The organism is Rhizobium sp. SG570, from assembly GCF_012275345.1.
Lineage (GTDB): Bacteria > Pseudomonadota > Alphaproteobacteria > Rhizobiales > Rhizobiaceae > Rhizobium > Rhizobium lusitanum.
On sequence record NZ_JAAZQI010000019.1, the window covers coordinates 49,996 to 75,384 of the forward strand.

General features: G+C 61.0%; 22 protein-coding genes and 2 pseudogenes. 23 read left to right on the plus strand and 1 reads right to left on the minus strand.

The features are described 5' to 3' along the window. Positions 1 to 43: 43 nt before the first annotated feature. From FHT28_RS28935 to FHT28_RS28975, 9 genes are all read left to right on the plus strand, one after another. Entirely contained in the window at positions 44 to 778 is a 735-nt protein-coding gene (locus FHT28_RS28935) for a GntR family transcriptional regulator (RefSeq protein WP_112442227.1), read from the plus strand. Beyond that, positions 775 to 1,263 (plus strand): DUF3830 family protein, encoded by a 489-nt coding sequence (locus tag FHT28_RS28940; RefSeq protein WP_037197633.1) that lies wholly within the window; start codon positions 775 to 777, stop codon positions 1,261 to 1,263. The genes FHT28_RS28935 and FHT28_RS28940 overlap by 4 nt, the downstream gene beginning before the upstream one ends. A gap of 1 nt (position 1,264) precedes the next feature. Next, complete coding sequence (locus tag FHT28_RS28945; protein WP_037197632.1) at positions 1,265 to 1,618, plus strand: TIGR04076 family protein; 354 nt, start codon at positions 1,265 to 1,267, stop codon at positions 1,616 to 1,618. Between the two features lie 6 nt (positions 1,619 to 1,624). Next, positions 1,625 to 2,680: an aldo/keto reductase gene (locus FHT28_RS28950; protein WP_047558986.1), complete on the plus strand. Its 1,056-nt coding sequence runs from the start codon at positions 1,625 to 1,627 to the stop codon at positions 2,678 to 2,680. After that, complete coding sequence (locus FHT28_RS28955; protein ID WP_047558984.1) at positions 2,677 to 3,105, plus strand: hypothetical protein; 429 nt, start codon at positions 2,677 to 2,679, stop codon at positions 3,103 to 3,105. The genes FHT28_RS28950 and FHT28_RS28955 overlap by 4 nt, the downstream gene beginning before the upstream one ends. Positions 3,106 to 3,157: 52 nt before the next feature. Continuing rightward, entirely contained in the window at positions 3,158 to 4,414 is a 1,257-nt protein-coding gene (locus FHT28_RS28960; protein WP_037197628.1) for an ABC transporter substrate-binding protein, read from the plus strand. Positions 4,415 to 4,480: 66 nt separating this feature from the next. Continuing rightward, positions 4,481 to 5,524 (plus strand): proline racemase family protein, encoded by a 1,044-nt coding sequence (locus tag FHT28_RS28965; protein WP_168598086.1) that lies wholly within the window; start codon positions 4,481 to 4,483, stop codon positions 5,522 to 5,524. A 21-nt stretch (positions 5,525 to 5,545) separates the two neighbouring features. Then, positions 5,546 to 6,844 carry an FAD-binding oxidoreductase gene (locus tag FHT28_RS28970; RefSeq protein ID WP_168598087.1) on the plus strand — a complete coding sequence of 433 codons (1,299 nt, stop codon included), beginning with the start codon at positions 5,546 to 5,548 and terminating at the stop codon, positions 6,842 to 6,844. Positions 6,845 to 7,017: 173 nt separating this feature from the next. Then, the gene (locus FHT28_RS28975; protein WP_168598088.1) at positions 7,018 to 8,235 is read left to right on the plus strand and encodes an SfnB family sulfur acquisition oxidoreductase; all 1,218 of its coding nucleotides are present in this window, start codon (positions 7,018 to 7,020) and stop codon (positions 8,233 to 8,235) included. A gap of 96 nt (positions 8,236 to 8,331) precedes the next feature. Here FHT28_RS28975 and FHT28_RS36435 read toward each other — a convergent pair. Then, positions 8,332 to 8,505: pseudogene (locus tag FHT28_RS36435) on the minus strand (IS6 family transposase); the annotation flags it as partial. Between the two features lie 255 nt (positions 8,506 to 8,760). Here FHT28_RS36435 and FHT28_RS28980 point away from each other — a divergent pair. The 14 genes and pseudogenes from FHT28_RS28980 to FHT28_RS29045 all read left to right on the plus strand — a co-directional run bounded on the left by FHT28_RS28980 (position 8,761) and on the right by FHT28_RS29045 (position 25,364). Beyond that, the gene (locus FHT28_RS28980) at positions 8,761 to 9,561 is read left to right on the plus strand and encodes a CDP-diacylglycerol diphosphatase (protein WP_348645036.1); all 801 of its coding nucleotides are present in this window, start codon (positions 8,761 to 8,763) and stop codon (positions 9,559 to 9,561) included. Between the two features lie 978 nt (positions 9,562 to 10,539). Next, complete coding sequence (locus FHT28_RS28985; protein WP_037197622.1) at positions 10,540 to 11,640, plus strand: LLM class flavin-dependent oxidoreductase; 1,101 nt, start codon at positions 10,540 to 10,542, stop codon at positions 11,638 to 11,640. Positions 11,641 to 11,755: 115 nt separating this feature from the next. After that, positions 11,756 to 13,000, plus strand: coding sequence for an acyl-CoA dehydrogenase family protein (locus tag FHT28_RS28990; RefSeq protein ID WP_112442855.1), 1,245 nt, complete (start codon positions 11,756 to 11,758; stop codon positions 12,998 to 13,000). Beyond that, positions 12,997 to 14,058: a ketopantoate reductase family protein gene (locus FHT28_RS28995; protein WP_168598089.1), complete on the plus strand. Its 1,062-nt coding sequence runs from the start codon at positions 12,997 to 12,999 to the stop codon at positions 14,056 to 14,058. Before FHT28_RS28990 ends, FHT28_RS28995 begins: the two co-directional genes overlap by 4 nt. Before the next feature lie 21 nt (positions 14,059 to 14,079). After that, on the plus strand, positions 14,080 to 14,673 hold the full coding sequence (locus FHT28_RS29000; RefSeq protein ID WP_168598090.1) for a TetR/AcrR family transcriptional regulator: 594 nt from the start codon (positions 14,080 to 14,082) through the stop codon (positions 14,671 to 14,673). Then, positions 14,657 to 15,259: a DsbA family protein gene (locus FHT28_RS29005; protein WP_112442858.1), complete on the plus strand. Its 603-nt coding sequence runs from the start codon at positions 14,657 to 14,659 to the stop codon at positions 15,257 to 15,259. The genes FHT28_RS29000 and FHT28_RS29005 overlap by 17 nt, the downstream gene beginning before the upstream one ends. 231 nt (positions 15,260 to 15,490) lie before the next feature. Further along, on the plus strand, positions 15,491 to 17,815 hold the full coding sequence (locus FHT28_RS29010) for a molybdopterin-dependent oxidoreductase (RefSeq protein WP_168598091.1): 2,325 nt from the start codon (positions 15,491 to 15,493) through the stop codon (positions 17,813 to 17,815). Between the two features lie 194 nt (positions 17,816 to 18,009). Continuing rightward, complete coding sequence (locus FHT28_RS29015) at positions 18,010 to 19,662, plus strand: ABC transporter substrate-binding protein (protein ID WP_168598092.1); 1,653 nt, start codon at positions 18,010 to 18,012, stop codon at positions 19,660 to 19,662. A gap of 39 nt (positions 19,663 to 19,701) precedes the next feature. Then, complete coding sequence (locus FHT28_RS29020) at positions 19,702 to 20,712, plus strand: ABC transporter permease (protein ID WP_168598093.1); 1,011 nt, start codon at positions 19,702 to 19,704, stop codon at positions 20,710 to 20,712. After that, entirely contained in the window at positions 20,709 to 21,557 is an 849-nt protein-coding gene (locus tag FHT28_RS29025; protein WP_168598094.1) for an ABC transporter permease, read from the plus strand. The genes FHT28_RS29020 and FHT28_RS29025 overlap by 4 nt, the downstream gene beginning before the upstream one ends. Further along, positions 21,536 to 23,266, plus strand: a complete 1,731-nt coding sequence (locus FHT28_RS29030) for an ABC transporter ATP-binding protein (RefSeq protein ID WP_168598095.1) — start codon at positions 21,536 to 21,538, stop codon at positions 23,264 to 23,266. Before FHT28_RS29025 ends, FHT28_RS29030 begins: the two co-directional genes overlap by 22 nt. Continuing rightward, positions 23,263 to 24,345, plus strand: coding sequence for an LLM class flavin-dependent oxidoreductase (locus FHT28_RS29035; protein ID WP_168598096.1), 1,083 nt, complete (start codon positions 23,263 to 23,265; stop codon positions 24,343 to 24,345). Before FHT28_RS29030 ends, FHT28_RS29035 begins: the two co-directional genes overlap by 4 nt. Before the next feature lie 70 nt (positions 24,346 to 24,415). After that, positions 24,416 to 24,654: pseudogene (locus tag FHT28_RS29040) on the plus strand (transposase); the annotation flags it as partial. A 314-nt stretch (positions 24,655 to 24,968) separates the two neighbouring features. Further along, positions 24,969 to 25,364 (plus strand): cytochrome c, encoded by a 396-nt coding sequence (locus FHT28_RS29045; RefSeq protein WP_168598097.1) that lies wholly within the window; start codon positions 24,969 to 24,971, stop codon positions 25,362 to 25,364. Positions 25,365 to 25,389: the final 25 nt, after the last annotated feature.

Sequence of the window (25,389 nt, forward strand, 5' to 3'; positions counted from 1 at the left end):
AATCAGCTTTAATCCACTCCGCAAGCCAAAAAAGGGACTTCGAATGCAAAAGGCCACCGCCGAAAAGAGCGATCCGATTGCCGCACAGCTTGCGCCCGTTGGCCGCGAGACCGTCCAGGACCGCGTCTATTCCGAGCTGCGCCGCGCGCTGATCGGCGGGTTGTTCGAGCCCAGCCAGGTACTGACGATCCGGGGGCTCGCCGATGCGCTGATGACCAGCACCATGCCGGTACGTGAAGCTCTCGGCCGGTTGATCACCGAAAAGGCGCTGGAAGCCCTTCCCAACCGTTCGGTGCGTGTACCGCCGATCACGCTCGAGCGCATGGATGACCTGTTGCGCGCCCGCATCCTGATCGAGGGCGAGGCCATTGCGCTGGCCGCAACCCGCATGACCCCGCGCCTGATCTCCACCATCGAGAGCATGCTCAGCGAATGGGATGAGATGCGCGCGCTGAAGCACAAGAAGGACGTCGACCGCGAGGTGACGCTCAATCAGGCCTTCCACTTTGAAATCTACCGCGCCTGCGGCTCGGCCGTCTTGATCCCGATGATCGAGAGCCTGTGGCTGCAGTCGGGCCCGTGCATCCGCGTCGCCATCTATGCCTTTTCGGAGGCGGGCGAGGTCGATACCGCTCATTATCACCGCACGATCGTCAAGGCGATGGCTGCACAGAACGCCAGGGAAGCACGCGAAGCGCTGGTCGCCGATATCAGCCGCCCCTTCGTGTTCCTGCGCAACAAGCTGGAAGCCGATTCCAAGAAGGGCATACCCGCATGAGCCAACGCGCCATCAAGATTTCCGAACCGCGCTCCAGCCTGAGCGTTTTCGCACCGATGCTCGACGCCAAAGCGCCCGACAACGCAGCCTTTATCTGGGATTATCTCAGTGAAGCGCGCATCGTTGCCGGCATTCACGCCATGTGGACCGGCCCGGAGATCTCCTGCCCGATCCCGCCCGCACACCTGACGGGCGCCTCCTATGCCGCAGCCCTGCCAGCCGAGAATGCGACGCTGACGCCGCAGCCCGGCGACATCGTGCTGAGCTATGTGCCGCCGCGCATGTGGGGCGGCAATCCCGACGCAATCTTCGACATCGGCCTATTCTACGGACAGGGCGCTCGTCTGCTTTTCCCGATCGGCTGGCTTGCCGGCAGCGTCGTCGCACAGGTCAGGCCCGAGGAGCGCGAGCAGTTCGCCGCGGCCTGCGGCATCATCCGCCGCAACGGCGCCTGCGACGTCACCTTCGAGCGCGCGGAGATCTGAGATGGCAGCCGAAGCCGACGACAGTTTCGAGCTCTTCGACCTCAGGATCGAGGCGGTCGTTCCCGAAGGCAAGCCGATCTATTGCGGCGCCAAACCTGGCGATTATTTCGAGTTGAAGGGCGAGATGCTGTCGCTGCCGCCGGGTCAGGGCTTCTCGATCTACTCGATCTCCGCCGTGTTGCCGCTGCTGGCGGCCAAGCAGCGGCCGACCCACAAGAATGACTGGATGACCTCGGACGCGGAAATCGCCTGTCCCGACCCGAATTGCGCGAGCCGGCTGCGGATCGTCAGAACAGGTAAGCGGCGATTCAGCCATGCCGACACGACGGCCGAGCCGTTGCCTGAAGGAGAATGATCGTAAATGAGTGCCAAGACGTTCGAACTGAGCCCCGGATATTCTATCTCGCGCGTCATCCGCGGCGGCTGGCAGCTGGCCGGAGGACATGGCGCCGTCGATCGCTCCCAGGCCGTCACCGACCTGATCGCCGCCTTCGACGTCGGGATCCGCACCTATGATTGCGCCGACATCTATACCGGGGTCGAGGAGCTGATCGGCGAGGCCCGCGAGCGGCTTCGCAATGAACGTGGCGCGGAAGCGGCAAGAGCCATGAACGTCCATACCAAGCTCGTGCCGGATCTGGAGAAGCTTGCCACGATCAGCCGCGACTATATCCGCGGTATCGTCGACAAATCCTTGCGCAAGCTCAAGACCGAGCAGCTCGACCTCGTGCAGTTCCACTGGTGGGATTATGCACTGCCCGGCTATCTCGACGCGCTCGGCTGGCTCGATGAGGCACGTCGTGAAGGTAAGGTGCGGAATGTCGGCACGACGAATTTCGACACTCCGCATATCGCCGAAATCCTTGAGGCTGGCATCCCCCTGGTCAGCCAGCAGCTGCAATATTCGGTTCTCGACCAGCGACCTCTCAACGGCCTGTCGCAGCTGGCGGCCGAGAAGAACGTGAAATTCCTGTGCTATGGCTCGGTGGCCGGCGGCTTCCTCAGCGACAAATGGCTGGGCCAATCCGAACCCGACATGCCGCTCGAGAACCGGTCGCTGGTCAAATACAAGCTGATCATCGACGATTTCGGCGGCTGGGATCTGTTCCAGTCGCTGCTCCGCACGCTGAAGACGATCGGCGACCGTTATGACGTCGATATCGCCACGATTGCCAGCGCCTGGGTGCTGGAGCAGCCGCAAGTGGCCGCAGTCATCGTTGGCGCCCGCAATCAGGCACATGCACTTGCCAACGCGAAAATCATGGACATCGCGCTTGACGACGAAGACCGCAGGCAGATCGCTGCGATTATTAGCCAAAGCCGAGGACCTGAAGGCGACGTCTACACGCTGGAGCGGGATCGCAACGGCAGGCACGGTTCGATCATGCACTACAACCTGAATGCGGGGAAGATATGAGCCAGGAACCGCCGCTCTTTCAGAAGGCCCGTGCAGAGGTCCTTGCCTTCCATCGCTTCTTCGAGGAGTGGTATGATGCAGCGACCGCCGATAGCGTCGACTTTGCCCGTTGCGATCGCACTTTTGGCCAGTCCTTCCATATGATCCCGCCGACCGGGCGCCTGTTCAACCGCGCGGAGACCATCGAACTGATCCGCGCAAATCGCGCGACCTATCGCGGCGACTTTACCATCGAAATCACCGATATCAGCGCCGGCTTCGAGACGGCGGATACGATCGTTCTGACCTATGTGGAAGCGCAGTGGCGCGCCGGCAAGCATAGCCGGCGCCAGGCAAGCGCTCTCTTCACCGCAAGTTCATCGGCACCCAACGGCGTCGAATGGCAGCATCTGCATGAAACCTGGCTGCAGATGCCGGACAACTGACAGGCTCGCAAAAAACGCAATGAAAATCGTTGACCGAACAAGGGGAACAAAGATGAAAAAGACGATATTTCAAATCACGACGGCCCTGGCTCTTCTGGCTGCGGCCAGTGCTGCCAATGCTGCCGACTGCAAGGTAACCGTCGGCCTGGTGATGGAACTCACCGGCCCGGCCGGCGAATACGGCCAGGCTGGCGCAAAATCCGTCGAGATGGCCTTCCGCGACATCAATGCCGCCGGCGGCGTGCATGGCTGCGATCTGGTGACGGATACGCGCGACAGCCAGAGCCAGGGCAATGTCGCCGTCGACGCGGCGACGCAGCTCGTGCAGGTCAAGAAGGTGCCAGCCATCATCGGCGGCATTATATCTTCCGTGACCATCCCGATCCTGACCTCGGTGACCGCGCCTGCCAAGATCGTACAGGTATCGCCCGCCGCCTCCTCGCCGACGCTGACGGCACTCGGCCGCGACGGCAAGACCAACGGCATCTTCTTCCGCACCATCACCTCGGATTCACTGCAGGGCATCGCCGCCGCCAAATATGCCATCGACAAGGGCTTCAAGAAGCTGGCGATCATCCACGTTAACAGCGACTTCGGCGTCAACATGGTCGCGGAATTCTCCAAGGCCTACAAGGCGCTCGGCGGTACGATCGTCTCCACCACGCCCTACAATGAGAAGCAGTCGAGCTACGCGTCGGAAGTCACCGCCGGCATGGCCGGCAGCCCTGACGGACTCTATCTGGTCAGCACGCCTGTTGATGGCGCAACGATCGCCCGCACCTGGATCTCCCAGGGTGGCCCGCAGAAATTCCTGCTCAATGACGGCATGAACAGCCCGGACTTCATCGATTCCGTCGGCGCCGACTATCTGAAGGATGCCTATGGCACGTCCTCGGGCACGACACCGACGCCGTCGACCGACTATTTCAACAAGAACTACAAGGATTTCTCGGGTATCGAGCCCTCCAATCCGGCCGCCGACCGCGCCTATGATGCCGGCGCCATCGTCGGACTTGCCCTCGCGATCACCGGCGACGACACGTCCAAGCTCAAGGATGCCATGTTCAAGGTCGTCGATCCGAAGGGAACGCCGATCTACGCCGGCAAGGAGGAATTCACCAAGGGCCTCGGCCTCATCAAGGATGGCAAGCCGATCCGCTACGAAGGCGTCATCGGACCGGTCTCGTTCGATCAGTATGGTGATATCACCGGTCCCTTCCGCCTTTGGAAGATCGTTGACGGCAAGGTGACGACCGACAGCCAAATGACGATGGAGGACGTCTCGGCGCTCAAGGACAAGATCAAGTAAGCCGGCGAAAGGTCATCGGCAAAACTGCGAGGTGCTCCAACCGGGCGCCTCGCCTGGAGAAAACCCTTGAGCAATCCCCTACAGCGGCTGACATATCGGGACAGCTACCAGCGCGTGCTCGACGTCGTCGATTCCCATACGTGCGGCCAGCCGACACGCGTGATCCTTGCCGGACATGGGCTGGAAGCAGGCATGTCGCCGCTGGTGGCGCGCGACATGCTCCGCGATGAGCGGGACTGGGTCAGGACCGTCTCGGTCATGGAACCGCGCGGGCATCGCTCGATGTTCTCGGTCGCGCTGATCCATCCGGATCGGCCCGGGGGCGAATTCGGCGTTGTCTTCATGGATGCCGCCTATCCGGACATGTGCGGGCATGCGACGATAGGGACAGCAACGACATTGCTTGAGCTCGGTCTCGTGCAGGCTCCGACACCAGACTTTACCGGCATATTTGAATTCGGCCTGCAAACGCCGGGCGGGCGGGTTCCCCTACGCGCCCGGTTGGAAACAGGCCGATGCAAATCGGTCGCCTTTGTCTTCGAGGGGGCTTATTTTCTGAAGACGGTCGATCTCAACCTTCCCGACATCGGCGCGGTCGCGGTCGATCTCGCCTATGCCGGACAATGGTACGCTTTCCTGCCGGTCTCGGCCGCGCGGACGACCATCGATGTCGCAAAGATCAAGGCGCTCATCGCGGCGGCATCCGTTGTCAGGGAAGCACTCGCCGAGCGACTTCGCGATACCGACGCGAATGAACGGATAACACCGGTTATCGGCAATATCGTCTGGACGGATGCGCCGAACCATCCGCAGGCCCAGCATCGCAACGTGCCGATTTCGGCGGCCGGCTCCTTCGACCGCTCGCCGTGCGGCACGGCCACCTGCGCCCGCATGGCGACACTGGTCGCCAAGGGCGAACTCGGCTTTGGCGAGCGCTTCGTCAACGAAGGCCTCGTCGGAACGATCTATCACGGTGTCGCAAGGCCCGGCTCCGCAAAAGCGGAGCAGCCGACCATAGTGGCAGAGGTGGAGGGCACCGCCTGGATCACCGCAGCAAGCACCCTTCTTGTCGATCCGAGCGATGCGCTCGGCAACGGCTATCTAGCGTAGACTTTGGAAGAACGCTCGCCGATGTCCAGCCATATTGCTCGCCCCATCAACCCGACGCTGTGGACGCTGACGACAGGCCCGGCTCCTGACCTCGCTCACGATGTGCCTTCACGTTGCGACGTGCTCGTGATCGGCGGCGGCTTCACGGGCCTGACGGCAGCACTCCATCTTGTCCGCGCCGGCCGCTCCGTCACCGTTCTCGAAGCGGGACGGCTCGGCGCCGGCGCAAGCGGCATGAATGCCGGCTTCGTCGTTCCCAACTTTGCGAAGGCCGACCCGGCCGCTGTCCGTCAGAAACTGCCTCGCGACGAGGCCGATGCTCTTCTATCGCTCGTCGGAGCGGGAGCCGACCAGGTTTATGCGACCATCGCCGAAGAAGAGATCGCCTGTGATGCCACGCAAACCGGTTGGCTGCAGCCGGCCTATGGCGAAGACATGGCGGATGTCCTGCGACAGCGCGCTCGCGATTGGACGGAACTCGGTCGCCCCGTAGAATTCCTCCAGGCACGCGATATTCATGCCGAAACGGGAATGGACATCTATTCCGGCGGATTGATCGACCACTCCGGCGGCACCATTCATCCGCTGAACTATCTTTACGGTCTTGCGCGCGCCGTGACGAGGCGTGGCGGCATCATCCGCGAGAATAGCAAGGTCGACAGTATCGTCCGAAATGGCCGGGCTTGGCAGGTCGCTTTAGCGGATCGGGAAATCAAGGCAGACAGCGTTCTGCTCGCCACCAACGCCTTCACCGGCGGTGTCGCGGCGCGCATAGGACGCACCGGCGTGCCGCTCAGGGTCTATCAGGTGGCGACCAAGCCGCTCGACACCGAGACCGTTGCCCGTATCGCGCCGCATCGGCGCCCGGTCGGCGACACGCGTTCCAACCTTTTCACCTACCGGCTGGACCGTGACAACAGGCTGATCAGTGGCGGCATGGCCATCAATCCGATAGGCGCCTTCGATCGGGTCGGTCGCGCCGTTGTCGACCGTCTTGTGTCCGAACTCCGCCTGCCGCGCCATCCGGGCGTCGAAGTCGTCTGGACCGGCATTGCCATCATGACGCCGGACTTCCTGCCGCGTCTTTATCGTTTCGGTGACGGCTTCTTCGGCGGCATCGGCTGCAACGGTCGGGGGATCGCCATGACGGCTCAGCTGGGTCATGTACTTGCCAGACTGGCACTTGGCGAAGCAGCGGAGTCCCTGCCGATCCCGCTTCAGCCCGCCCGCTCGCTACCTTTTCACAGTTTCACGCCGCTCGTCGCCTCACTTGCCCTGGCGCATGCCCGTTTTGACGACTGGCGGAGGGGCCGCCTGTGACTGGCAGGCGCACTTAACGCGCACGTGCGACATTGCTCCGAACGCAGTTATTATCTATCTATTCTATAGATAAAGAAAACACGAACCGGACCCCTTCACAAAAACGAAATGCCTTTCCTCGAAGCGCGGCTTTGAATGCTGCATCGTGACGCCGATGAAACCGGAGTCGGCCTATGAACGCGCAATTGCACCATCTCAACTCGACGCATCCGCAGGCAACGCTGCTTGAGACTGAGCAGCAGGCGCTGGCCGTCGCTCGCGATCTTGCCGCGCGTTTTGCCTCCACGGCATCCGATCGCGACAGCGAAAGGCAGCTTCCCTTTGCCGAGATGGATGCGCTGTCGCAATCCGGACTGCTGGCGATCACTGTTCCGGAAGAGTATGGCGGACTGGATGTCTCGAATACCGTGCTGGCGGAGATCACCGCTATCCTCGCGCAGGCCGACGGCTCGATCGGCCAGATTCCGCAGAACCATTTCTATATCCTGGAAGCATTGCGCGTCGACGGCTCGGAGGAGCAGAAGCGTTACTTTTTCGGCCGCGTTCTGGCCGGCGACCGCTTCGGCAACGCCTTGTCGGAACGCGGCACGAAGACGGTCAGACATTATAATACCCGCATCACCCGCGACGGCCCGGGCTACCGCATCAATGGGCGCAAATTCTATTCGACAGGCGTTCTCTTTGCCGATTGGGTCACGGTCTTCGCGCTCGACGAGAACGACAAGCTGGTGATGGCCTTCGTTCCGAAGGGCACCGAGGGCGTTGAGGTCATCGACGACTGGGACGGCTTCGGACAGCGTACGACCGGCAGCGGCACCACTGTACTCAACAATGTCTACGTCAATGCCGACTGTGCCGTTTTCCATCACAAAGGCTTCGAGCGGCCGACGACGATCGGCTCGGTTGGCCAGATCATCCATGCCGGCATCGATCTCGGCATTGCCAGGGCCGCATTCGCCGAAACGCTGGATTTCGTGAGAACCAAGTCGCGCCCCTGGATGGACAGCGGCGTCGAGCGCGCATCAGACGATCCGCTGACGATTGCCAGGATTGGACAGATCGCCATTCGATTGGAGGCCGCAACCGCGACCCTCGAGCGCGCCGGCAGAAAGGTCGACGCGGCGCAGGTCGAAACCACGGAAAAGAAGGTCGTGGAGGCAACGCTGGCGGTCGCGGCAGCCAAAGTGCTGACGACGGAAATCGCCATCGAGGCGACGAACACGCTGTTCGAGCTTGCCGGGACCGCATCGGTCAAACTGGACCTCAATCTCGACCGCCACTGGCGCAACGCCCGCACCCATACGCTGCACGACCCGGTCCGCTGGAAATACCACGTCGTCGGCAACTATCACCTGAACGACGTCATCCCGCCGAAGAACGGCGCGCTCTGACGAAGACACAAAGAAAAGCCCCGTAGCCAAGTCGGGCAACGGGCTTTTCGTTGTTCGGTTCATTCATGATCGGCTGTAAAGGCCACGCTTATTTCCGTGGGAGTGTTCGACCTTGGGCATCACCTTGCGCTTTGCGGCAGCGCACGAGCAAAGCTTGTCGGTTATGATCCGCTTAGGCGAACAGCCTTGTTTGCACAGGAGCAGATTCTGCAGCCACTTCGCGGCTTTTGTGCCCCGGCGAATTTGCACAATCTCGCCGAGGACATAGCCCGCGGAAAACGGTGACATTTACAGCTGATCGAACGAATGCGAATGCGCCGCGTCCCATCATCCAAACCGGCATTGCTGATATCGCCCGTGCAGCTCCTTAGTAAATTGCCCCCTCCTGCAAATGACCCCTTCCTGCCTTGCCAGACAAAGATTCTGGAAATATCAATGTTTCGACAGCGGAATGGAAATCTCCGCCGAATTCTGGCGGTCCGTGGTTCTTCCGCGTCTATCGCAAGGGATTCAAGATAGGCTATCGTGAGCCATGTCTTCGGGCATGACTGGCTCATCAGCAGAAATTCGAAATCACGTATGAAATATCGTCCTGTCGTTCTCTCTATTTCTCTCGTTATTGCAGTCATCATTATGAGCTCATTTGCCAGCCGCTCTGCCTTGGGGCTGGTCGTTGAAGCCTGCGAGATCAACTCTACCCTGACGGGATCGCCATATCCGTGCCTCAAAGTAGTTCAGGCGCAGGATCCATTGTCCGCCTACGTCGTTCTTCGCGAGCCGGCTGACAAAGAGCGAACCATTCTTGCGCCGCTAGCCGATGTGCCCGGTAGCGAAGACCCGCGCCTTCTGGCCGCGGGAGCGCCGAACTATTTTGACGCAGCGTGGAAAGAGCGAACAGCCGCAATAAGCCTGCGCGCAGGGAAGGCTTCGCCGCAGGATTTTGCGCTAGCGATAAACCCCGCCAGTTGGCGTACACAAGATCGCCTTCATGTACACATGGGATGCGAGACACCTCGCTTTCGCGCGTTGCTGAAGACCCATGCGGCAGAGATTGGAAGTGTCCGGTTTACAAACTTGAGGACCAATGCCGGTTGGTGGGCAACATTCCATGCGGCCGATGACCTCTCAAATTTGAACCCGTTGACGGCTGTCGCAGACGGTGTTGATGGAGCCCGCTCAAATATGGAAAACGTGGTCGTTGGCGTTTTTGGCTCCACGTTGCCGGACGGGCAGCATGGCTTCTATATTCTGGCGAGAATAATCGGAGCAAACAAATCCCACGGCGGGTCCGCGGAGGATATGATTGATCCTAAATGCCAACTCTAGGGCGGTCATATGGAGATCGCATGTTCCTAGCCGGCATGCCGCAGACTTCGCGCATGGATAAGGGCAACCTCGTATGCGCACACGGTGTGAACCGGCTCTGCACAACGACCCCGTTGAGATCCCCTGCAACAATTTGAAATCGACAGGAAAATCGGAACATAAACGGGGTCATGGGCGACGCCGGCATGATCGCTATTCTCTCCAAAAAATCGGAAAGAAAGCCATCATGTCCAGTCAAAACTCCTCACCCAAGATTACTCTTGTGACCGGCGGTAGCCGCGGTCTCGGCCGGAAAGCGGTCGCCGTACGCTTGATACCGCTGACGTCGGTTCTTTCGACGCCTTCGCCGCCTCTCTGCGCAGCGAATTGGGTCGGCTCGGACACGAAACATACCTGAGGTGAATGCTTTCATCGCGTCGCAGAAAGCTCTCGGGCGCACCGGGGTACCCGATGATATCGGGCCTTTATCGCGGCATTGCTGTCCCCGTCCCAGCGCTATATCCGCAACGGCAACCGAGAGCGTTTTCGCAAGCCTTTCGTTGAAAAGGCTTATGCCCTTCCTCCCAATCATTGGGCACTAAACTGCCACAGCATTGGTGCACGGATCCATTGCTGACCACAATTCAGTCTTTGATGGCGCCGATCATTTCGCCTTCGTCTTGCAGCGAACAGATTTCGGGCGGGCACAGGCCAACATACGATTGAGGACCTCCTTGTCATGGCATCCGGCAGAAGGTCTCCACATCAGTGCCTTCCGGCTAAGCGTTGTATGATCGGGAACTACCGGCACGAGACGTTGAGACAGAATCTCGATGTCTGAAATCGACTTACTCAAGGCTGCCCGCAACTCATCAACCCTGCCTAGGCGGGATAAAATTCTACTATTTCTATAGAAAAAGAATGACTTGTCTTTCTGCGACTGCGAGGTCGCGTTAGCATCCACACACGATCCGATGAGCCAAACATGGGGATAATCATATGCCGACCGAATTCATCAGCATCACGTTTCCAAACGCGTCGACCGAGATAAGTCCTCTCGAGAACCCCGCACTCGATCCGCAATATCTCGCGCGCTATGCCCGTTCGCTCGACGATTACGGCTTCAACTACACCCTCATCCCCTATGATACCGCCTCTTTCGATCCCTTCACCATTGGTGCAACTGTCGCGGCGCACACGAAGAACATCAAGATCATCATCGCCCTTCGCCCGAATACTATCTATCCGACGGTTGCGGCAAAATCGCTCGCGACGCTCGATCAGCTCAGCGGCGGCCGCGTGGTTGTCCACTTCATTGCCGGCGGGAGCGATGAGGAACAGGCCAAGGAAGGCGATTTCCTCGACAAACATCAGCGCTATGAACGGCAGGAGGAGTATATCCGCATCCTGCGTCGCGCCTGGGGGGCGAGCGAACCTTTCGACTTCGATGGGCGGTATTATCAATTCAAGCAGTTTCATAGCCGAGTGCGTCCGGTCAACGGCACCATCCCGGTGTCAGTCGGCGGGTCCTCGGACGAGGCCTACCGCATCGGCGGCGAGCTTGCGGATATCTTCGGACTGTGGGGCGAACCGCTGGCGGAGACCAAGCAGCAAATCGATCGCGTCTACGCCGAAGCGGCACGGGTCGGACGTAAGGATCGCCCGAGGATCTGGGTCACCTTCCGTCCAATTATTGCGGAAACGGATGAGCTTGCCTGGGCCAAGGCTCATCGCACACTCGACTTGCTGAAGGAAAATCGTGCCAAAGGTCTTGGCAAGGTTCCGCCGACCGCCCCTTCCCCGCAGAATGTCGGCTCGCAGCGCCTTCTGGAAATTGCGTCCCGTGGCGATGTGCACGATCGGGCTCTTTGGTACCCGACGGTGACGGCGACGAATGCGCGCGGTGCGTCCACTGCCTTGGTCGGCTCGCCAAGAACGATCGCGGACTCGATCCTCGACTATGTCGATCTCGGCGCCGATCTGATTTCGATCCGCGGTTATGACAATCTGAACGATGCCATCGACTACGGCCGCTATGTCTTGCCACTCGTCAGGGCGGGTCTGGCGGAGCGAGAGGCGCCGCAGCAAGCGGTCGCCTGATCCGTCGTCACAGACACCAACAAACACCACTCGGATTATGCCAGCGAAGATCAGCCATCGCGCGGTGAGCGCCGCGCGACGGCATTCCTCGCTGCTTCAAAGAGGCTGATGCAAAGTGTCTTATAGCACCATCGATCTGGCGGAAGTAACCAGCAAGCTTGCCGCCGCAGCACCCGCGGCGGACGCCTCGGGCGCCTTTCCCTGGCCCGGCATTGAAGCTGTTCATGCTGCCGGTCTTCTCGAAAGCACGGTGGCGACACGCTTCGGCGGGAAGGGCGCGAGCATTGCCGACGTTGGACGGATCCTTGCGGCGCTTGGCCGGGGTGATCCTTCCGTCGCCTTGATTAGTGCGATGACCATATTCACTCATCTCGGGCAGGCAGCAGCCAGCCGGTGGCCGGAGCCGCTTTACCGACGTTTGCTGGAAGACGCCCGGGATCGTCCCATCCTGTTGAACGCCGCGCGGGTAGAGCCTGACCTTGGCTCCCCCGCTCGCGGCGGACTTCCCGACACATTGGCACGCCGCACCGCCAGTGGGTGGGCGATCTCCGGTCGCAAACGTTTCGTCACGGGTGCTCTCGGCCTGACCCATTTCCTCGTCTGGGCTCGCACCGATGAAACACCGCAACGGGTCGGCACTTTCGTCGTTCCATCGAAACTTTCCGGCATCGAGGTGATCGAGAACTGGAAGAGCCTGGGAATGCGGGCCAGCGGCTCGCACGACGTAGAGTTCAAGGATGTCGAGGTGCCGCTCGAAGATGTCGTCGATCTGGTCGACGTCTCCATTGGCGCGCAGGACAATCGTGCCCATGCCGCCGCTTCCGTCGCGCTGACCGCCATATATCTCGGAACGGCAGAAGCTGCCCAGGAGGCGTTCATCCGCTTCGGTCACGAACGGATACCCGCCAATCTCGGCTTTCCGATTGCAAGAACGGACAGGTTCGTTTCTGCGGCCGGCGAGATCGACCTGCTCGTGGGCGGAGCAAGACAAATCCTGTTCAACGCGCTCGACCATTCACTGGATGAACCGGAAACTCTCATCAGGGCGCGCCTTCTTGCGGCGCGCAACATACGCGACGCGGTTCAACTTGCCGTTCGCACGCTTGGCAATCCCGGCCTCAACGGTGATCTGGGAATCGAGCGGCATTTCCGCGACGTCCAATCGGTTCTCGTGCACGCGCCCCAGGAAGACACCGCGGTTTCGATTCTCGGGCGCTCATCATGCGTCCTGTGGAACCGAAAAAACGAGGAGAAACAGCCCGTCTTCACCGAGGAAAAAACTCCCGATTCAATCTCCGGCTCCTCGCAAACCCAAAACACACGAGAACTCCTGAACGCCATTCCTGGAAGACAAGCATGACGCGCTACATCATCATCGGAGCAGGCGCTGTCGGTGCCAGCCTTGCCGCGCAGTTCGAGCTTTCGGGCCTCGACTATGCCCTTGTCGGCCGTGGTGCCCAGATAAGACATATCATCGATCATGGCCTTGCCTACCAGCGGCCCGCCGGGACGCGGCAGATCCGGTTGAAGGCCTTCGATACTGCCCAGCCACCATCGCTGCGGCAAGACGATATCCTGCTGCTGACGGTGAAATCGCAGGACGTTGCGGAAGCTCTTGCCTTCTGGGCCTGGCGGGCAATCGAATGTTCGCAGGAGCTGACAGCATCCGATCTGCCAATCGTCACGTTTCAAAATGGCCTGGCAACGGAAGCAGCCGCTCTCAGACTTTTTCCGAACGTCTACGGCGCCAGCATCCTGACCCCTGCCCGGTTCACCGAGACCGGTCGGGTCGTAGTCGGCGGCGACCCCCAGGTGGCCGTCGTCACCATTGGCCGTTATCCGCATGGAACGGATGAAACGGCTGCCAAGCTCGTCGCAGACCTCGGCCGGTCCGACTACATTGCCGAGACGACCAGTGATATTCAGCGATGGAAAGCGGCGAAGCTTCTTCACAATGTACGCAATGTGCTGGAGCTCTTCGACGGCGCCGAAGATGAGCGAGCAGCATTCAGTGCGGCCCTTGTCCAGGAGACCGAGACGGTTCTCAAGGCGGCGGGCCATACTTTCGCGTCACACTCGGAGCGTACAGTCAGCATAGCGCACTGGAAGATCGCCGAAAACTCCGGCATTCGGGCCGGCCAGCAGTCGACCTGGCAGAGTTTCACGCGCGGCGCGTCGAGCGAAGTCGACTACCTAAACGGAGAGATCGTCCTTCTCGGACGCCTGCATGGGATAGTTACGCCCTATAACCGTGCCGCCCAGGAGATTGCCGGATCGGCGGCACGACAAGGTGGCTTCACGGCGCTCCTTCCTTTCGCTAATCTGCGCCGGCTTGCCGAGAACCACCTTTCTTTCTCCACCCTTACCCATTCGAGACCGAAAGCACATCAGACGAGTGGATCCCGGGGTTTTGCGTGAGAAGGCATCCGGACCAACACGATGAAAATATCCGAGCATATCCTGACCACCGCTGGCGCCCTCTTCTACAGGGAAGGCATCCGCGCCGTGGGCATAGACCGTATCGTCGACGAGGCCAACGTCGCCAAAGCGACCCTCTACAGACACTTTCCCTCCAAGGATCATCTTGTCGCAGCCTATCTCGAGGCGCGTCACGAACGCGTGCTTCTTTCTCTGAGAGAGGTGACTTCCACCGCCACGCTATTGCCGCGGGACCAGATTGCCCTGATTTTCGAGCGCCTGTTCGAAAAGGCCGATAGTCCCGAGTTCCGCGGTTGCGCATTTGCCTTGGCGGTCGCCGAACACGGCGATTCCGAGCGCGTCGTATCTGTCGCCCGCGAGCATAAGAATGCCGTGCGCAACATCTTCCGCGCCATCATGGCGGCTGCCAAGCGTTCGACGGAACAGAGTGCTGCCCACATGTCGTTGCTTTACGAAGGGGCGCTGGCGACAGTCGCCGTCGGCCGTGATCCCCAAGCCGTTCTGGTGGCGCGTGACTGCGCGCTGTCCGTCTTCGATATGGCTACAGGCCAATCTATTTCCTCTGGAGAGAAACCTTATGACCAAAACCATTGACTATTTTTTCGGGATCGGATCGCCGTGGTCGTACATAGGTCTCGATCCGTTTATCGATCTTGCGGCGCGGTTCGGCGCCAAGGTTCACCCCTACCTTATTCCGCTGATCGTCGAAAACGGTGCCATCTACTCGCGTGAACGGCCGGACGCGCGGCGCGCATATTGGGTGAAGGATCTCCAGCGCTGGGCCGCAATTCGCGGCAAAACACTCGACTTCACCAATCGATCCGCGCTCACTGACCCAACCCCTGCCGGCTTTCTTGTTTTGGCAGCCCAGCTCGAAGGGATGGATTGGGTCGCACTCACCCGGGCGCTGCAACAAGCATTCTGGAGCAACGGTGCGGATATCGGCAACGCCGATGTGCGAAAGGCAATTGCCAATGGTGCAGGGTTTGACGGTGCGGCGCTCGAAGCTCGCGCGGCATTTCCCGACATCTCCGAACTCTGGAGCAACAATCGCGAAGTTGCAAAGGAGGCAGGCGTCTTCGGCCTTCCGACCTTCCGCTATGAAGGCGAGCTCTATTGGGGGCAGGATAGCCTTCCCTTTCTGGAGCGCCATCTGTCGGGTGAAAAACTGGTGGCCTGACCGAAATCCTCCGGCCGTCTCCAATCAAAAAGTCAGGGCGCGATGTCGCGCGAAAACCACGCACACTTTCGGTATCCTGCCCTAGCGCGAGATCTCGGTAGGACTGGTGCGTTCGGAAAACTGCGCCGAACTCGATGAGGTCGGCACCATCAACAGGATGATGGCGCGGTATGTCCTGCCTGAGTGACATCGGTGGCCTGTTGAAACGCCTTGATAGCATGGAGCTTGCAGATGAATTCGTTTCAAACCCATAGCTCCCATTGGGGCGCCTTTTCGGGCCGCTACGAGGACGGGAAGCTCCAAATCCGCGCCCATCCGGCCGACCCGCATCCCTCCCCCTTGCTGGGCAATCTGCCGGCGGTCGCCCATAGCCCCGCGCGCATACGCCGTCCGGCCGTAAGACGCGGCTGGCTTGATGGCAAGAAAGGTAATGCCGAGGATCGCGGCGCGGATGAGTATGTGGAAGTCAGCTGGCCACAAGCGCTTGACCTCGTTGCGAAGGAGCTTCGGCGCGTTTACGGAGACTTTGGAGCCCAGGCCATATTCGGCGGTTCCTACGGCTGGTCGAGCGCGGGACGCTTCCATCATGCACAGAGCCAGATCCATCGCTTCTTGAATGTGCTCGGCGGATATGTGCGATCCGTCAATACTTACAGCTCCGGTGCTGCAATGGTCATCATTCCGCATGTCTTGGGGCCGTACGACCATTTCGACCGCAAGAGCGTCACCTGGGATGCCATCGAACGGAGCAGCGAGCTGATCGTCGCCTTCGGCGGAATGGCACTCAAGAACACGGACGTGCATGGCGGCGGCATCAGCGCGCATATCGTGCGCCAGACACTGAACGGTGCGCGGGCGCGCGGTGCGCGTTTTGTCCTCGTCAGCCCATTGAGGGACGATTTTCCCGCTGAGCTGAATGCGCAGTGGCTGCCGATCGTACCAGGCACAGATGTCGCACTGATGCTCGGCATCGCGCATGCGCTCGTCAGTGAGGGATTGCACGACCGCGAATTTCTTGATCGCTACACGGTCGGTTACGAGCGTTTCGAGGATTATCTACTCGGCCGCGCCGATGGTGTCGAAAAGAGCCCGGAATGGGCCGCGGGCATCTGCGGCATCGGCGTCGACGATATCAAGAACCTCGCACGTGCCATGGCACACGCAAGGACGCTGATCACCGTCAGCCATTCTCTCCAGCGCGCCGACTATGGCGAGCAGCCTGTGTGGATGGGCATCGTGCTGGCCGCAATGCTCGGGCAGATCGGACTGGAGGGCGGCGGCTACGCCTATTCCCTCGGTGCGTTGGGCAATATCGGCAAGGCCCAGCTTGCCGTTCCACTGCCGACCCTTGGCCAGTTCAAAAATCCGGTGCCGGATTTCATTCCCGTCGCCCGTGTCGCCGACATGCTCCTCAATCCCGGCGACGAATTCAATTACAACGGCCATGCGATGCGCTATCCCGATATCCGCCTCGTCTATTGGGCAGGCGGCAACCCCTTTCATCACCATCAGGATCTCAACAGGCTGCGCGCGGCGTTCAAGAGACCAGAGACCATCATCGTGCATGAGACGGCCTGGACGTCCTCCGCGCGTCACGCGGATATCGTGCTGCCTGCGACCACCACGCTTGAGCGTGACGATATCGGCGCAGCGGACCGTGATCCTCTGATGATCGCGATGAAGAAGCTGATCGAGCCGGTTGGGGAAGCGCGAGACGATTATGAGATCTTCTCCGAGATAGCGCGCCGTCTCGGAAAATTCGAAGAGTTCACCGAAAACCGCACCAGCCGGGATTGGCTCGCCTTCCTGTTCGAGACCACGCGCTCGGCGCTAGCAGCCGGTGGACACGAGGCTCCCGATTTCGAGGTGTTCTGGAAACGCGGAGAAATTCGCCTGCCGCTCAAGCCCGACGATGGCGGCCCGGCCCGCGCCTTTCGCAATGATCCGTCCGGATCCCCGCTGCAGACGCCATCCGGAAAGATCGAGATCTTTTCGCAGACGATCGAGGGCTTCGGCTACGACGACTGCCGTGGCCATCCGCGATGGTATCCTCCCAGGGCGGAGACCAAGGCGGACGAGAGCTATCCTCTGCATCTGGTCTGCAACCAGCCACATTCACGGCTACATAGCCAGTTGGACTATGGAGATTTCAGCCGTTCCACCAAAATCAAGGGTCGGGAGCCGGTTCGCATCAACCCCGCCGACGCGGCCGCGCGCGGTATCGCGGATGGCGGGATCGTAAGGTTGTTCAATGCTCGCGGTAGTTGCCTCGCCGCAGCGGTGATAAGCGAGGACGTGCGTAAGGGGGTCATGCAGTTGGCGACAGGCGCATGGTTCGAGCCGGACGACCCGACCGCCGACAACGCAATGTGCATTCACGGCAATCCCAACATCCTTACCCACGATGTTGGGACCTCTCAGTTGGCCCAGGGCTCGACCGGACAGCTTACAAGGGTGGAGGTCGAACGCTTCGTTGGCGAGGCGCCGCCGGTGCGGATATTCGACGGGCCCAAGGTACAAAAACCGATTCCAATAGGATCAGTACCGATACCCTGATCGCCAAGGAGGGTTTTGAACCCGCAGCCCCCTCGCGGACACGCGCTGAAAAAAGCTGACCCTTGCGCATGCTAAAATCGGACAAAATAATCTATAAAATTAGTAGAAAAAGAACAACTGGTCTTTCTCCTTTGGGTCTGCCTGCATAGGCTCTGTTTCACGAATTCTCAGAACCCGACCATCAGGATCTCTCCATGACCGAACGCCTTTTTTCGTTGTTCCTCTCTCGGCGTCGTCTGCTGATCACCACTTCCGCCGTGGCAACCGGCGCTCTGGTGACAATGGCAGGCCTCACTCCGGCTCTAAGTGCCGGCGAGCCGACCAATGGCGGGGACATCACCTTCCTCATCGACTCATTGGGCGATACCTGGATCCCGAACAACAGTGCGATCTCCAGTTTTCAAGGCCACATCTGGGGACATGTGACCGACAAGCTTCTCTACGTCGACGCCGACGGCAATGTCAGCCCCTGGATCGCCGAGCGGTGGGAGCAGAACGACAGCGCTACCGAGTTCACCCTCCACCTCAAGACCGGCGTGACGTTCTCCGACGGTACCTCGCTCGATGCGTCGGCCGTCGTCGCCAACCTCGACATCTGGTATGCCGGCCGCAAGAACGAGGGGATCAACCCGATTGGTCTCTTCCCCAAAACCTACGACCATGCCGAGGCGGTTGACGCGACCACGGTGAAGGTCTTCTTCAAAAAGCCGACGCTCGGCTTCATTCCGACCCTCGGCTATCACGGCTCCATCCTGATCTCCCCCAAGACCATCGCGCAGCCGGCCGCGCAGCAGGCTGACCTCAGCAAAACCTCCGGCAGCGGCCCCTACGTGGTCGATTCCTGGAAGGAAGGCGATTTCGTCAAGCTGGTCAAACGCAAGGATTACAACTGGGGTCCCGCGGCGGTCGGTCATACCGGTCCAGCCTATCTCGACACAATCACCTATAAACTGGTGTCCGAGCCCTCGCTGCGAGTCGCCGCTGTCCAGTCCGGCCAGGCGGACGTCGCCTACAACGCCTCGCCACAGGAGTTGGAGTCTCTCAAGGCAGAGGGCTTCACCATCGCGACGCCACGTTATCTTGGCTTTGTGAACGGCTGGGCGATCAACACCAAGCTTGCGCCATACGATGACGTGAAGGTACGCCAGGCCCTCCAGGCCGGCATCAATCGCCAGGAAATCATCGACACCGTCTACACGCCGGACTGGAAGCTTGCGACGTCCTTCATCCAGAGCAACGTGCCGGGAGCGACCGACCAAAGCAACCTGCTGGCCTATAACCCCGATAGAGCCGAAAAGCTCCTCGACGAGGCGGGCTGGATAAAGGGTGCCGGCGGCATCCGCACCAAGAATGGCGAGCCGCTGTTGCTGACGCTGTATTCCAACCCCTACCTCGCAACATCCAAATCGGTCGACGAACTCATCGCCCAGCAACTCGGCAAGATTGGCTGGAAAGTCTCAATCCGTGCCTACGATGTCGTCACATTCGGCCAGAAGGTCAAATACGGCGGTGCGACTGTGCCGGCCTACGAGGTGACGCGCAGCTTCATCGACGCAGGCACCGTCGCCAGTATCCTGACAAACGCCAACAACGGCGAGAACTGGTTTGCGCTCGACGAGAGCGACAAGACGCTCAACGAGCTGCGCGACAAGATCGCCAGCGCTGGTTCTACCGAAACCCGAAAACCGCTCCTGGACGAGCTGCAGAAATACATCCTCGATCAGGGCTACTTCATCCCGCGCACACAGATCGTCCAGCGGATCTACGTTCAGTCTCCCAAGCTGAAGGGCGCGGTCTACAACGGCGTCGCCTACGCCAGCTACTACACGGCCACGAAAAGCGCGTAACCCGCAGTTCAACCGAGCAACGCAAGAAGGTGACCGGCAATGAGCAAAGCCTACCTAAACTACGGCGCAAAGCGCCTCGTGCAGGCGATCGTCGTAATCCTGTTGGCTTATGTCTTCACCTTCGTCGTTGTCAGCATCCTGCCCGGCGACCCCATCACCAATGTCTTGAACAATCCTCAGAATGGGTTCACGCAAGAGGAGATCAAGGAGATTATCGCCGCTCAGGGTCTGGATAAGCCGATCCCGGTGCAGCTATGGACATCCTTTTCCGGCTTCGTGACCGGCGATCTGGGCCTGTCGATGCGGACCAATCGGCCTGTGACGACCCTGATCGCGGAGGTCCTCCCGTCGACGCTGGTCCTTGCTTCCGCAGGCCTCATCGTCGCGCTTCTGCTGGCGGCGGTGATCGCGTATGGCACACAGTTTGTTCCGAAACGGTTTGGCCAGGGCCTGCTGCGAGGCTTCCCGTCATTGTTCCTGTCAGTGCCAAACTTCGTGATCGGCCTGGTGCTGATCCACCTCTTCGGTTTCCAGCTTGGCGTCTTTCGCGTAATTGAGCCCAACAGCGTCTGGGCGACCCTTTTTGCGGCGATCGCCCTCGGTATCCCCATCTCCGCGCAGATCGCCGAAGTACTTATCGCGAACCTCGACCATGAATCCGGGCAGGAATACGCCGCTGTCGCGCGGGGCCGTGGCCTCGGGCAAATGCGCCTGTTCGTCAAGCACCTGCTTAAGCCGTCCTCGCTCCCGGTCGTCACCGTCATCGCGCTGACTATCGGCGAACTGCTCGGGGGCTCGCTGATCACCGAGACGGTCTTTGGACGCACCGGGCTTGGTAGCTTGGTGCAGCGTTCGGTGAGCACTCAGGACCTGCCCGTCCTTCAGGCGGTTGTCTCGCTGGCAGCGGTGGTCTTCGTGATCGTCAACCTGATCGCCGATCTCGCCTACCCGCTGCTCGACCCGCGCGTAAAGCTCCTCGGCGCTCCCGAGCGTCGTCCAACCACGGCTGATGAAGGCGCCGTCAGCATTTCCAAGGCGGTGACATCATGACCCTCGCCTCTGCCTACTCGACCTCGCGTGTCACGGCGATCAGCCGGCTGACAACCCTCCGTATGCCGCCGGCCGTCGCGCTCTCTTTCGCAATCGTCGCGATCGCGATCGCCTGGTCGGTCGCCCCAAGCCTGTTCACGAGCTACGACCCTATCAACGGCATTCCTGCTCAAAAACTGCTCGGCCCCAGCGCGGCGCACTGGTTCGGCACCGATCACCTCGGTCGCGACCTCTTCACCCGTGTCGTCTATGGCACAGCCTCCTCGGTGGCGAGCGCGCTGATCGCCGTAGTCATCGGCGTTGCCGCTGGCGGCCTCATCGGCCTGCTGGCCGGCTTCTTCGGCGGCTGGGTGGACACCGTGTTCGCCCGCCTGGTCGACGTATTGCTTGCAATTCCAAAATTCCTGCTGGCCGTCATCGTCGTCACAGCCATCGGCTTCGACACCACGAACGCCGCTATCGCAACGGGCGTTTCGGCGGTGGCCCTCTTCGCCCGGGTGATGCGCTCCGAGGTCATCAAGACCCGGCAGGCGACGTTCGTCGAGTCTTCCTTTCTGCTGGGCGGGTCGCGCTGGCACATCCTGTGGCGCCACGTGCTGCCAAACGCATCGCGCTCGGTGCTGCCGCTGGCAGTGCTGCAGTTCGGCGACTCGATCCTGATAATCGCCAGTCTCGCTTTTCTCGGTTACGGCGACCCGCCGCCCGCCTCCGATTGGGGCCTGCTGATCTCGATCGGCAAGGACTACCTCAAATGGCCGTGGCTCGTTTACGCGCCCGCTTTTGTCACAATCGCGACCGTCCTCTCTGTAAACAGGATCAGCCGATGGCTCCGCAAGACAGACTGACTGAGCTTTTCACTCGCACTGACACCACCCGGTCGACGCCGCAGCGATCGGCCCCACTGCTCCGGATCGACGGGTTGTCGGTTTCCTACGGACCGCACCAAGTCGTCAGCGACGTCGGGTTTGAACTGGGCCGCGGTAAGAGCCTCGCTCTCATCGGCGAGTCGGGCTCGGGCAAATCGACGATTGCCCGAGCCGTGCTGCGACTGCTTCCCACCGGTGGGCACGCTACCGGCCGCGTCGAGTTCGACGGCCAAGAGGTGCTGGGGCTCTCGGAGTGGCGTTTCCGGCCGTTGCGGGGACGTGCTATCGGGTTCGTCCCGCAAGACCCAGGCAACTCGCTCAACCCGGTGCGGACGATCGGCGCCCAGGCGATGGAGGCTGCCGCGCTCATCGACGAGCCCAATAAAACACTCCGCAAGGCGCTGATCTTGGAGACATTCGCTCAGGTTGGGCTCGACAATCCCCAGCGAGTTTATGACTCCTACCCGCATCAACTGTCCGGCGGCATGCTGCAGCGTGTGCTGATTGGCCTTGCAGTTCTTCCACGGCCGTTGCTGCTGGTCGCAGACGAGCCGACCTCCGCGCTCGACGTCACGATCCAGAAGCGCATCCTCGACTTGCTTTCCAAGTTGCAGCACGAGTTGGAAATCAGCCTGCTCCTCATCACCCACGATCTGGCGATCGCCTCCGAACGGGCGGACTCGCTGGTGGTGCTCAAGGACGGCGTCATCCAGGAAGCCGGCAACACCGCGGCCGTCTTCTCCTCGCCTGCTTCGGCATACGCGAAGAAGCTGCACGCCGACGTTCCGGCCCTCAACCCCGATCGCTATCGTGCACTGCGCGACCCCGCCTTCCGCTTCATCGGGGCCAAGGCTGACAAGGCGCCGAAGATCGAGGTCAGCGGCGTCACGAAGACCTTCACGGTCGACGGCAAGGTGTTAACGGCCGTCGATGACGTGTCGTTTGCCGTCCAGGCTGGCACCACACACGCGCTTGTCGGCGAATCAGGTTCGGGCAAGACGACGGCAATCCGGCTGTTGCTTGGGCTCGAGCAACCCGACATCGGAAACATCACCGTCGCCGACGAACAGCTCAACGGTCGCTCGCACGAGTCGCTGCGCGCGGTATGGCGCCACCTTCAGCTCGTCTACCAGAACCCGTTCACCTCACTGGACCCGACCTGGAAAGTCGAGCAACTGGTGGGCGAACCGCTCGACCGATTCAAGATTGGAACCCGCGAGGAGCGGGTCGCACAGGTCCGCGAAGCGCTGGCCAATGTCGGGCTCGGCGAGCACCTGCTCTTACGCAAGCCGGAAGCCTTGTCAGGTGGCCAACGCCAGCGCGTGGCCATCGCGCGGTCGCTGGTCCTCAAGCCGGATGTGATCGTGCTCGATGAGCCGACCTCGGCGCTCGACGTCAGCGTCCAGGCCGACATTGTCGAGGTGCTGCTTTCGCTGCAAGCCAAGCTTGGCCTGACCTATGTGTTCGTCTCCCACGATTTGGCCCTGGTGCGCCAACTCGCCCACACCGTCTCGGTGATGCAGCGCGGGCGTATCGTCGAACACGGGACCGTCACCGACATCTTCGAAAACCCCCAGCAGCCCTACACCCGGTCGCTGCTGGCGTCGATTCCGTCCGGCGCCGCTCGCATCGCCCGCGTGCCACAACCGCAACCCCGGCGGATCTTCAACGAGGAAAAAATCGCATGAACGTGATTGCGCCCGCCATAACGCTGTCCACATCGTTCCGACCGAAGACGCGACTCGGTTTCAACACTCGGGTGTCCTTCAACGATGACGCCGGGCCGGCACAGGGGCTGCGCGACGGGATCGAGCTGTTCAAGGCCGCGGAGCGGTTGGGTTATCAGTCGGGCTGGGCCTACCAGCGACACTTCGACCACTACCTGTCTTCACCGCTTCCGTTCTTCGCCGCGGCCGGCCAGCACACCAAGCATATCACACTCGGCTCGGCTGTTATCCCGATGCGCTACCAGGACCCTATCCTGCTCGCCGAGGCCGCTGGCACGACCGACCTGTTGATCGGTGGGCGCTTGGAGCTGGCCATCTCGACCGGCGCCAATGCGGCCTTCGACGCCGTCTTCGGTACAGTCGACACCGATGCCCGGACGGAGGCCAAGCGCCGCCAGTCGCGCTTCCTCGCCGCGATCGCGGGCGAGGTCCTCCACACCGTCGCCGGGGCGGGCCAGGGTGCCCCAGAGGGCGCCGAGCTGCGCGTGACGCCGCACAGCCCGACCCTGCGGTCTCGGATTCGGCAGGGCTCCGCCAGCCTGGGCTCCGCGGTGCAGGCTGCCGAGCTCGGGATCGGGCTCATCTCCGGAACCGTACAACACGACCACGCCGAGGGCGAGACCTTCGGAGAGTACCAGGCCCGCAGCATCGAGGCTTTCCGTTCCACCTGGCGCGAGACGTGGGGCACTGAGCCGCCGTCGGTCGCCGTCGCCGCCTCGATCCTGGTCGGCACCACTGCCGAGCTCCGGGAGAAGTACGCCGCCTACGACCTTGAGCGCCGCACCCAGGGAATCGCGGCGTCCCGTCCCAAGGGCGCGCTTGCGCCGGCCAATCAGCCGCCTGGGGCTCAGATTTCCCCGGTCTTCCATGGCTCCCCCGACGAGGTGCTTGAGGCGGTCCTCAACGACCCCGGCCTCGCCGCCGCAGACGAGATTGTGCTCTTCCTTCCGCCCGCCTTCGGTCTCGCCGAGAACGTACGGCTGCTGACCGACCTCGTGAAGACGGTGGCCCCAAGCCTGGGCTGGACGCCTGCCGCGTGACCACGCATAACCCTATGCCTTGACGGGTTCGCTATCTCGCCTTCAACGCGTTGCCCGCAACTCTTTGTGGCGGCTGGCGGGGCATCCCGGCATCGGCCCGATCACGGCAAGCGCTATCGTTGCGGCGGCACCCGATGCATCACTGTTTTCCTCGGGCCGTTCCTTTGCAGCGTGTCCTGGCCTGACACCGCGCTCGCATAGCAGTGGCGGCAAGGAGACGCTTGTCGGCATCAGCGGGGCGACAGCTATACTCGGCGCCTACTCGTTGTCGGGGCCACGGCGGTGATCCGTCGAGCAAGACAGGATAATGCCCATTTAATGTGAGATTCTCTTCATCGCGAATCTCAAATTGTCTGCCAAACGAAATCCAAACGGTCGCATTCTTAGGTCCAAGTGCCACGCGACGTCAGGTCTTCCAATCAACGGATCGCAACAGGCGAACCTGTCAAAAGCCTGTCATAGGACGATGAAAGCGGTCTGCTGAAGAGGTGTGATCGCGCATTTCGCCGCAATTGCTCCCCTAGATGTCAGGGCTCTTGAGAGCTGCAGTTTGGTCGTTGCCGTCAATCATCCGGTTCCGGCCAAAAGTACCCCCATTTGGAAATCAACAAAAATCGAGCGTCATGACAAAATCGCAAAAATCATTCTCCAAGCTGAATCGTTACATCTGTGCCGGACTTGTTCTCGCCGTACTGGCGGTGCCGGCCGTTGCCGCTTCACTTAAGAGCATCATGGGCAGCATGGGCGATAACACGACTTCGGCCAAGGCGGTCCTTGCCAACTTCGACGGCAAAGCCGCCGAGCAGGTCCTGCGGCGCTACGCGGCGGATGCCGAGGCCGCCGACGCCATGTTTGCCAACCAGGGCAGCGCCAAGGAGAAGGATCTCCATGCCCGCTTCAGCAAGATGGCCATGATTGCCAACACCGTGAGCCAGCAGGCGCAAGATAAAGCCTCGTTCCGCAAGGCATTCGCGGCGGTGGCAACCGAGTGCAAGTCCTGCCACGCGACTTACAAATAGCCGCTGCAAATTTCTCCGAACAGGA

What these genes read in the sequence shown, in the direction of transcription:
- FHT28_RS28985 (WP_037197622.1), top strand. Translation starts at nt 10,540, where the DNA reads ATGCCGACCGAATTCATCAGCATCACGTTTCCAAACGCGTCGACCGAG.
- FHT28_RS28975 (WP_168598088.1), top strand. Translation starts at nt 7,018, where the DNA reads ATGAACGCGCAATTGCACCATCTCAACTCGACGCATCCGCAGGCAACG.
- FHT28_RS28945 (WP_037197632.1), top strand. Translation starts at nt 1,265, where the DNA reads ATGGCAGCCGAAGCCGACGACAGTTTCGAGCTCTTCGACCTCAGGATC.
- FHT28_RS29035 (WP_168598096.1), top strand. Translation starts at nt 23,263, where the DNA reads ATGAACGTGATTGCGCCCGCCATAACGCTGTCCACATCGTTCCGACCG.
- FHT28_RS29000 (WP_168598090.1), top strand. Translation starts at nt 14,080, where the DNA reads ATGAAAATATCCGAGCATATCCTGACCACCGCTGGCGCCCTCTTCTAC.
- FHT28_RS28940 (WP_037197633.1), top strand. Translation starts at nt 775, where the DNA reads ATGAGCCAACGCGCCATCAAGATTTCCGAACCGCGCTCCAGCCTGAGC.
- FHT28_RS29010 (WP_168598091.1), top strand. Translation starts at nt 15,491, where the DNA reads ATGAATTCGTTTCAAACCCATAGCTCCCATTGGGGCGCCTTTTCGGGC.
- FHT28_RS29045 (WP_168598097.1), top strand. Translation starts at nt 24,969, where the DNA reads ATGACAAAATCGCAAAAATCATTCTCCAAGCTGAATCGTTACATCTGT.
- FHT28_RS29030 (WP_168598095.1), top strand. Translation starts at nt 21,536, where the DNA reads ATGGCTCCGCAAGACAGACTGACTGAGCTTTTCACTCGCACTGACACC.
- FHT28_RS28950 (WP_047558986.1), top strand. Translation starts at nt 1,625, where the DNA reads ATGAGTGCCAAGACGTTCGAACTGAGCCCCGGATATTCTATCTCGCGC.
- FHT28_RS28995 (WP_168598089.1), top strand. Translation starts at nt 12,997, where the DNA reads ATGACGCGCTACATCATCATCGGAGCAGGCGCTGTCGGTGCCAGCCTT.
- FHT28_RS29020 (WP_168598093.1), top strand. Translation starts at nt 19,702, where the DNA reads ATGAGCAAAGCCTACCTAAACTACGGCGCAAAGCGCCTCGTGCAGGCG.
- FHT28_RS28955 (WP_047558984.1), top strand. Translation starts at nt 2,677, where the DNA reads ATGAGCCAGGAACCGCCGCTCTTTCAGAAGGCCCGTGCAGAGGTCCTT.
- FHT28_RS28970 (WP_168598087.1), top strand. Translation starts at nt 5,546, where the DNA reads ATGTCCAGCCATATTGCTCGCCCCATCAACCCGACGCTGTGGACGCTG.
- FHT28_RS29005 (WP_112442858.1), top strand. Translation starts at nt 14,657, where the DNA reads ATGACCAAAACCATTGACTATTTTTTCGGGATCGGATCGCCGTGGTCG.
- FHT28_RS28960 (WP_037197628.1), top strand. Translation starts at nt 3,158, where the DNA reads ATGAAAAAGACGATATTTCAAATCACGACGGCCCTGGCTCTTCTGGCT.
- FHT28_RS29025 (WP_168598094.1), top strand. Translation starts at nt 20,709, where the DNA reads ATGACCCTCGCCTCTGCCTACTCGACCTCGCGTGTCACGGCGATCAGC.
- FHT28_RS28935 (WP_112442227.1), top strand. Translation starts at nt 44, where the DNA reads ATGCAAAAGGCCACCGCCGAAAAGAGCGATCCGATTGCCGCACAGCTT.
- FHT28_RS29015 (WP_168598092.1), top strand. Translation starts at nt 18,010, where the DNA reads ATGACCGAACGCCTTTTTTCGTTGTTCCTCTCTCGGCGTCGTCTGCTG.